The organism is Paenibacillus sp. A3, from assembly GCF_001399685.1.
GTDB lineage: Bacteria > Bacillota > Bacilli > Paenibacillales > NBRC-103111 > Paenibacillus_G.
Window position 1 is genome coordinate 22,523 of record NZ_JTHN01000190.1, and the last position, 6,409, is coordinate 28,931.

8 protein-coding genes are annotated in these 6,409 nt (G+C 53.2%); all 8 read right to left on the minus strand.

Annotated elements, in window-relative coordinates:
* Positions 1 to 95: 95 nt before the first annotated feature.
* A complete protein-coding gene (locus tag QJ48_RS26540; RefSeq protein WP_054976407.1) occupies positions 96 to 782 on the minus strand; it encodes a hypothetical protein in 687 nt (228 codons plus the stop codon).
* Entirely contained in the window at positions 779 to 1,675 is an 897-nt protein-coding gene (locus QJ48_RS26545) for an ABC transporter ATP-binding protein (RefSeq protein WP_054976408.1), read from the minus strand. The genes QJ48_RS26540 and QJ48_RS26545 overlap by 4 nt, the downstream gene beginning before the upstream one ends.
* Entirely contained in the window at positions 1,672 to 2,040 is a 369-nt protein-coding gene (locus tag QJ48_RS26550; protein WP_054976409.1) for a GntR family transcriptional regulator, read from the minus strand. Before QJ48_RS26550 ends, QJ48_RS26545 begins: the two co-directional genes overlap by 4 nt.
* Before the next feature lie 144 nt (positions 2,041 to 2,184).
* A complete protein-coding gene (locus QJ48_RS26555; protein WP_054976410.1) occupies positions 2,185 to 2,730 on the minus strand; it encodes a glutathione peroxidase in 546 nt (181 codons plus the stop codon).
* A 217-nt stretch (positions 2,731 to 2,947) separates the two neighbouring features.
* Positions 2,948 to 3,793: a purine-nucleoside phosphorylase gene (locus QJ48_RS26560; protein ID WP_054976411.1), complete on the minus strand. Its 846-nt coding sequence runs from the start codon at positions 3,791 to 3,793 to the stop codon at positions 2,948 to 2,950.
* Positions 3,794 to 3,863: 70 nt separating this feature from the next.
* Positions 3,864 to 4,694, minus strand: coding sequence for a purine-nucleoside phosphorylase (locus QJ48_RS26565; RefSeq protein WP_054976412.1), 831 nt, complete (start codon positions 4,692 to 4,694; stop codon positions 3,864 to 3,866).
* Between the two features lie 30 nt (positions 4,695 to 4,724).
* Entirely contained in the window at positions 4,725 to 5,900 is a 1,176-nt protein-coding gene (deoB, locus tag QJ48_RS26570) for a phosphopentomutase (protein ID WP_054976413.1), read from the minus strand.
* Between the two features lie 278 nt (positions 5,901 to 6,178).
* On the minus strand, positions 6,179 to 6,409 hold a 231-nt coding region (locus QJ48_RS26575), incomplete at its 5' end, for a tyrosine-type recombinase/integrase (RefSeq protein ID WP_157261762.1).

The window sequence follows — 6,409 nt, forward strand, 5'->3', positions numbered from 1 at the left end:
CGAAGTGATTCAGGCTTTAATAACCATGATAGCCCAGCACAAAGGGACAAAGCAACGAACCGTTTCGTTATAATGATTTTTACCCTTCGGTTTCGTCATATAGCCGCTTTGCGAAGCATGGTATACGACGCAAACGCATAGACGACCATGAGTGCAAACAACCAGCCTGCCCATTCGGACGCCGATTTGCCCGCGATCCATTGAAACAAGTCTCCCCACCAATGGTAATAGCTTGATATAACGACGAGGACAGTAACAACCGCGAAGACGCCCCCCGAAAACACGATCATACCGAACCACCCATAACGCCGCTGGACGCTCGAAATGGCAAATCCAAGAAAGAACAGATGCAGCAGTAACACGAAGTTTCTCGTCACTTGCCCGATCGCCGTACCTCCACCCCAATAAGGCATACGAAAAAAGTGAAGTCCTCCCCCCCCCCCGCCGCTCCAGCCTTCAACCAGGGAGAGCAGCAATAGCAGGATCGCCGTACCCAGGCTGATCAGAGCGAAATTCATAGCCGTACCGGCAAAATAATCTTTTCTCCGGACACCCAACCCAAGTGCGAAAACGAACGTTTGAGGCAGGGCGATCATCCCGATAACAAGCGTATATACGTAAAGGGAAGTAATGCCGCCGGTATACATGCCGTCTTTCCCGCCGATTGAAAACCGAATGGTAAGATGTATGATGAGATTGAATAAGATGATGATCCAAGGCATGTATATCCAGGAGAGCTTATCTCTCAAATGCATTTTTGCTACGCTCGCAATGCGGCTCATAGAACACTTCCCGCCTTTCTATCCGAAGTATGCTTCGTCAAATGGACGACTAGCTGCTGTAGGGAAACAGGGGAGAATTCAAGCCCCAACGCTTCCCCTTCCTTCCGCTCTTTCTCGCTTAGTTCATCCATCACGGTTGCCGACATCAATCCGCCGAATCCTTCCTGATGTACGATTTCCCGGGCTCGAATGAATTTTTCCACGGTATTGGCCGTTCCTACGACGGTAAACGCCCGCCCCCGAAGCGCCTCGGTATCCTCGTTCAAAATCAGTTTACCGCCATCGATTAAAATTACATGCTCCAGAAGCCGGCTGACTTCATCGATCAAGTGCGTCGATAATATGACGGTTCTCGGATAGGCCGAGTAATCCTCAAGCAGCTTTTCGTAGAATAACCCTCTGGCCACCGCGTCGAGGCCCAAATACGGCTCGTCGAATATCGTAAGCGGCGCCCGGCTGGCAAGACCCACAACGATTCCTGCAGCGGACAGCATGCCTCGGGACAGCTTCTTCATTTTCCTTTTCAGCGGAAGCCCGAACGTCTCAATCAGCTCGTAGGCATACTCCCGGTCCCACTGTGGAAACAACGATTCCGCCACCTCCAACACATCGATAACCTGGAAGTTGTCGGGGTACTTTTGGCTTTCCTTGATAAAGCACATTTTGCTTAGCGCGCTATTGTTCTCGTACGGATTTTCACCGAATACTTCAATTTCTCCACTGGTAGGAAAAATTTGAGCCGTGATCATATGCATGACCGTCGTCTTGCCCGCTCCGTTTCTCCCGAGAAGCCCGTAAATTTTGTCCGGCTCGATGGAAAAGCTGATGTCGTCCACCGCTGTTACGTTCCCATACGACTTGGTCAGCCGGTTCACTTCGACTATCGGATTCATTTGCCTCCATCCCCTCTCCGGATCATATCCATCAGTTGCTCCGATGTAATCCCGAGCTTCTCGGCTTCCCGGATCATCGTCACCACATATTGCTCAAAAAACTGCTCTCTCCGCTTCTCCATCAATTGCGCGCGCGCCCCAGTCGCTACAAACATGCCTATCCCCCGCTTCTTGTACAATATGCCTTGGTCCACCAACAGATTGACTCCCTTGGCCGCCGTCGCCGGGTTGATCTGATAAAATGCCGCGAATTGATTCGTCGAAGGTACCTGCGATTCTTCGGGCATACCGCCTTCGATGATGTCATTTTCAATCCGTTCGGCGATCTGAACAAAAATGGGACGGCTGTCGTCTATTAAGGTCATTTGTTCACCACCAAACTGGTTAATTACTCATGTAACTAACTATATATCCAAATAACCCCTTTGTCAATTGCATTCGAGCGGAGTATAAAAAAAATCCCCGAAAGCCTAGAAGTGAAGGCTCTCAGGGATCTATTCGTTGTACCGTTATAGTAATGCTTCTACTGCAGGTTCGATATCGAGCGGGTCGACTGTCGATTCAAACCGCTGGACTACCTTGCCTTCACGATTAACAAGAAACTTCGTGAAGTTCCACTTAATGTCGTCCCCGGCCAGCAGCTCAGGCTGCTTCTCGTGCAGAAATGTACTCAGCATTTTGCCGGCAGACTGGTTGAGATCGAACCCCTCGAACGGGGCTTGCTCCGTCACATAAGCAAAAAGCGGATGTTTCTCCGAACCGCGCACGTTCACTTTCTCAAACAAAGGGAACGAGACCCCGTAGTTCAACTGGCAGAAGGTATGAACGTCTTCGCTGCTCCCCGGCTCCTGCTCGCCGAATTGATTGCAAGGGAAGCCCAGAATGACCAGCCCCTGGTCGCGGTATTTTTCGTACAGCTTTTGCAGATCGGCATACTGTGAGGTGAAGCCGCATTTGCTGGCCGTATTGACGATCAGCACCACCTTGCCCTTATATTGCTCCAGACTGACTTCTTGGCCTCGAATATTGTTCGCTTGGAATGAATAGATAGACATGATAACTCCTCCGTTGTCGTTTAATTTGGTTGAAGCGGTTTTGATGTGAATTAAAGAATCCGAAATTAAATTGTACACAATTTAATTGTTTAAAATTTATCATATGAAACCTCACGCTGTCAAGCTTTTCATATTCCTTTTTTATGCTAAAAAACCGCTTCCCCCGTGAAGATCAAAGGAAAGCGGTTCTTTCGTTCGTTTTATTTAGGCGTTAAGCCTATGCTTCTTTCACAAAACGGCGCACCAGCTCGATAAAAATCGGCTTCGTGCGGTTCGCCACCGCGACTACCTGCTCATGCGTGAGCGGCTCCAGCTCTTCGCCGATCGCCATGTCGGTAATGCAGGAGATGCCAAGCACCTTAAGGCCTGCGTGGCTTGCAGCAATCACTTCGCCTACCGTGGACATGCCTACGGCGTCGCCGCCGAGGTTCGCGAGCATGGTCAGCTCAGCCGGAGGCAAGTAGTTCGGACCGCTAATGCCCGCGTATACGCCTTCCTGCAGGCGGATCGCTTCGCCGCGCTCCTCTCCCATTTGGGCAGCAATCCGCTTGGCCAGATCACGGAATTGCGGGGTATACGCCTGCGACATGTCCGGAAAACGGGGACCGAGCTCCGGATGATTGATTCCGATGAGCGGGTTGTCTCCCGTCAGGTTGAGCTGGTCGGAGATCAGCATCAAATCGCCCGCCTGAAAGCCGCGGTTCATGCCACCTGCCGCGTTCGTGATGACAAGCGACTGAACGCCGAGCTGCTTCATGACGTAGATCGGGAAGACGACTTTTTTCATGGAGTAGCCTTCGTAATAATGAAAACGGCCCTGCATGACGATGACATTTTTGCCTTCCAGCTTGCCGATGACAAACTGCCCGGCATGGCCTTCCACCGTAGATACCGGAAAATGCGGAATTCTATCGTAAGGAATGGCGATCGCATCCTCTACCTGAGCGGCCATATCGCCAAGGCCTGAGCCAAGCACCAAGCCCATATCTAAAGATCTTCGGTCGATGCGGTCGCTGATCCATTGAGCCGCTTCTTGAATATGTTCAACGTAATTCGGTTCCATCTCTTCTCCCTCTTTCGAATCGAATTCGGCAGCCGCTTGACGCCGGACGCCGTTCCATCACCATGACGTTCTAGATTCGCGAGATGATTCCGAGCACCAGCTTAAGAAATTTCGGCTTGGCGCGCTCCGTCGTTTCCATAACCTCCGCATGGGACAACGGCTGATCCAGGATGCCCGCCGCCATATTGCTGATGCAGGAAAAACCGAGCACTTCAATACCCGCATGCCGCGCAACAAGCACTTCCGGCACGGTGGACATGCCCACGGCGTCGCCGCCGAGCGTCCGCATCATGCGGATTTCCGCAGGCGTTTCGTACGACGGTCCGAGCAGCCCAAGGTATACCCCCTCCTGCAGCTTCAGCCCCTGCTCTGCCGCTACCTCCTTCGCTGCCTCGCGCAGACGGCGGCTGTACGCTTCGGACATGTCCGGGAAACGAACGCCCAGCTCGCTGTTGTTCGGTCCAATAAGCGGATTGCGGAATGTAAAGTTAATATGATCCCGGATCAGCATCAGGTCCCCGACCTCGAACGACGTGTTGATGCCGCCGGCAGCATTGGTCACCAGCAGCTTCTCCACGCCGAGCTCCTTCATGACACGGACCGGAAACGATACCGTTTCGACGCCGTATCCTTCATACATATGAAAACGGCCTTTCATCATCAGCACGTGCTTGCCTTCCACTTTACCAAGCAGCAGCTCGCCGGCATGGCCTTCTACCGTAGATACCGGAAAATGCGGAATGTCCTCATACGGAATCGTTACTCCGCCTTCCACCAAATCGGCCAGCACGCCGAGGCCGGAGCCCAGAATCAGGCTAATTTCCGGCTTCTCCGGATATTTTCCGCGGATATATTCCGCAGCTTCCTTAATGTTCTTCAACAGCGTCGTTTGATCGCTCATTCGATTCGTCCTCCCCGCAATATGTATTTGTTATTTCAATTCGTTCAAAAAGCTGGTGCCGTTGCCTGTTCCCTTTACGCCGAAGTTTTCGGCAACCGTCGCGCCGAGATCCGAAAACGTGCTGCGGACTCCGACCGTCCCCGTCGTTTCGAACGCCGGGCTGTACACCAGAAGCGGCACATACTCGCGGGTGTGGTCCGTCCCGTGATGAATCGGATCGTTGCCGTGATCGGCAGTCAGAATCAACAGGTCGTCCTTGCCGACCCGTTCCATCAGCTTGGGCAGCCATTCGTCGAATTCGTTCAGCGCCATGGCGTACCCTTCCGGGTCACGGCGGTGACCGTACAGCGAGTCAAAATCGACGAGGTTCGTAAACAGCAGTCCTTGGAACGATTCTCCCATCGCGTCAATCGTCTTGTGAATCCCGTCGAGATTGCTTTTGGTCGGAAGCGCACGGGTGACGCCTTCGCCGTCAAAAATATCGTTGATCTTCCCGACGGCGATGCAATCGAGTCCCGCATCCTTCAGCTGGTTCATGACCGTCGGAGCCGGCGGCTTCACCGCATAATCGTGACGGTTCGGCGTGCGTTTGAACGCCCCGGGCGTTCCAACGTACGGCCGCGCAATGACGCGACCGACCGTATACGGATCTTCAAGCGTCAGCTTGCGGGCGATCTCGCAGGCGCGGTACAGCTCCTCCAGCGGAATAATCTCTTCATGCGCCGCAAGCTGAAATACGCTGTCCGCCGAAGTATAGACGATCCAGGCCCCGGTTTTCATCTGTTCCTCGCCCAGCTCATCCAATATTTCCGTTCCGGAGGCCGGCTTGTTGCCAATGACCTTGCGTCCGGTTTCCTGTTCGAAACGGGCGATCAGCTCCGGCGGGAAGCCGTCCGGAAATACATTGAACGGGACGGTCACATTCAGACCCATAATTTCCCAATGTCCGGTCATCGTATCTTTGCCGACCGATACCTCGGCCATTTTGCCGTAATATGCGCCTGGGCGTTCAACCGTATCAACGCCCTGCAGTCCGGCAATATTTCCGAGGCCGAGCTGCTGCATATGGGGCACGCGCAGCGACGGCACGCGCTCTGCGATGTGGCCGAGCGTATGGGCTCCGGTATCGTTAAAACGCGCGGCATCCGGCAGTTCGCCGATCCCTACGCTATCAAGCACAATCAAGCATACTCGTTTAAATTTCATGGATGTCCCTCCTCAGAGTATTGCACAGCAATACTTTCTTCGTAAGCACAGGCTTGAGTATTGCGAAGCAATGCTTTCTTCGTAAGCGCCGATTCGGGCATTGCGCAGCAACGCTACAGCGAAAGCGAAAACTTGGCCATGGCGAGGCAATGCCATCCTCGCAGGCCGATCCTTTCGACAAGCCTACCGTTATTATCGCAAAAGCGGACATGGTTTGCAAAAGCCGCAATACGAAAAACCCGGTCTCTCAGGCGCAGAGGAACGGGCTCGCCGGAAGACTATTCGATTTTGGCCCGGGGATGGGTCCGATCATAGACCTCCTTCATTTTGCTCCGGGTGACTTGCGTATAAATCTGCGTCGTCGAGATGTCCGCATGACCGAGCATTTCCTGCACGGACCGGAGGTCGGCACCGTTCTCCAGCAAGTGCGCGGCAAACGAATGCCGGCGCGTGTGCGGGGTGATTTCCATCCGCATGTCGGATTCCGCAGCGTACCGTTTAATGATTTT

Coding starts and splice junctions, on each gene's coding strand:
- QJ48_RS26540 (WP_054976407.1), bottom strand. CDS start 782: ATGAGCCGCATTGCGAGCGTAGCAAAAATGCATTTGAGAGATAAGCTC.
- QJ48_RS26545 (WP_054976408.1), bottom strand. CDS start 1,675: ATGAATCCGATAGTCGAAGTGAACCGGCTGACCAAGTCGTATGGGAAC.
- QJ48_RS26550 (WP_054976409.1), bottom strand. CDS start 2,040: ATGACCTTAATAGACGACAGCCGTCCCATTTTTGTTCAGATCGCCGAA.
- QJ48_RS26555 (WP_054976410.1), bottom strand. CDS start 2,730: ATGTCTATCTATTCATTCCAAGCGAACAATATTCGAGGCCAAGAAGTC.
- QJ48_RS26560 (WP_054976411.1), bottom strand. CDS start 3,793: ATGGAACCGAATTACGTTGAACATATTCAAGAAGCGGCTCAATGGATC.
- QJ48_RS26565 (WP_054976412.1), bottom strand. CDS start 4,694: ATGAGCGATCAAACGACGCTGTTGAAGAACATTAAGGAAGCTGCGGAA.
- deoB (WP_054976413.1), bottom strand. CDS start 5,900: ATGAAATTTAAACGAGTATGCTTGATTGTGCTTGATAGCGTAGGGATC.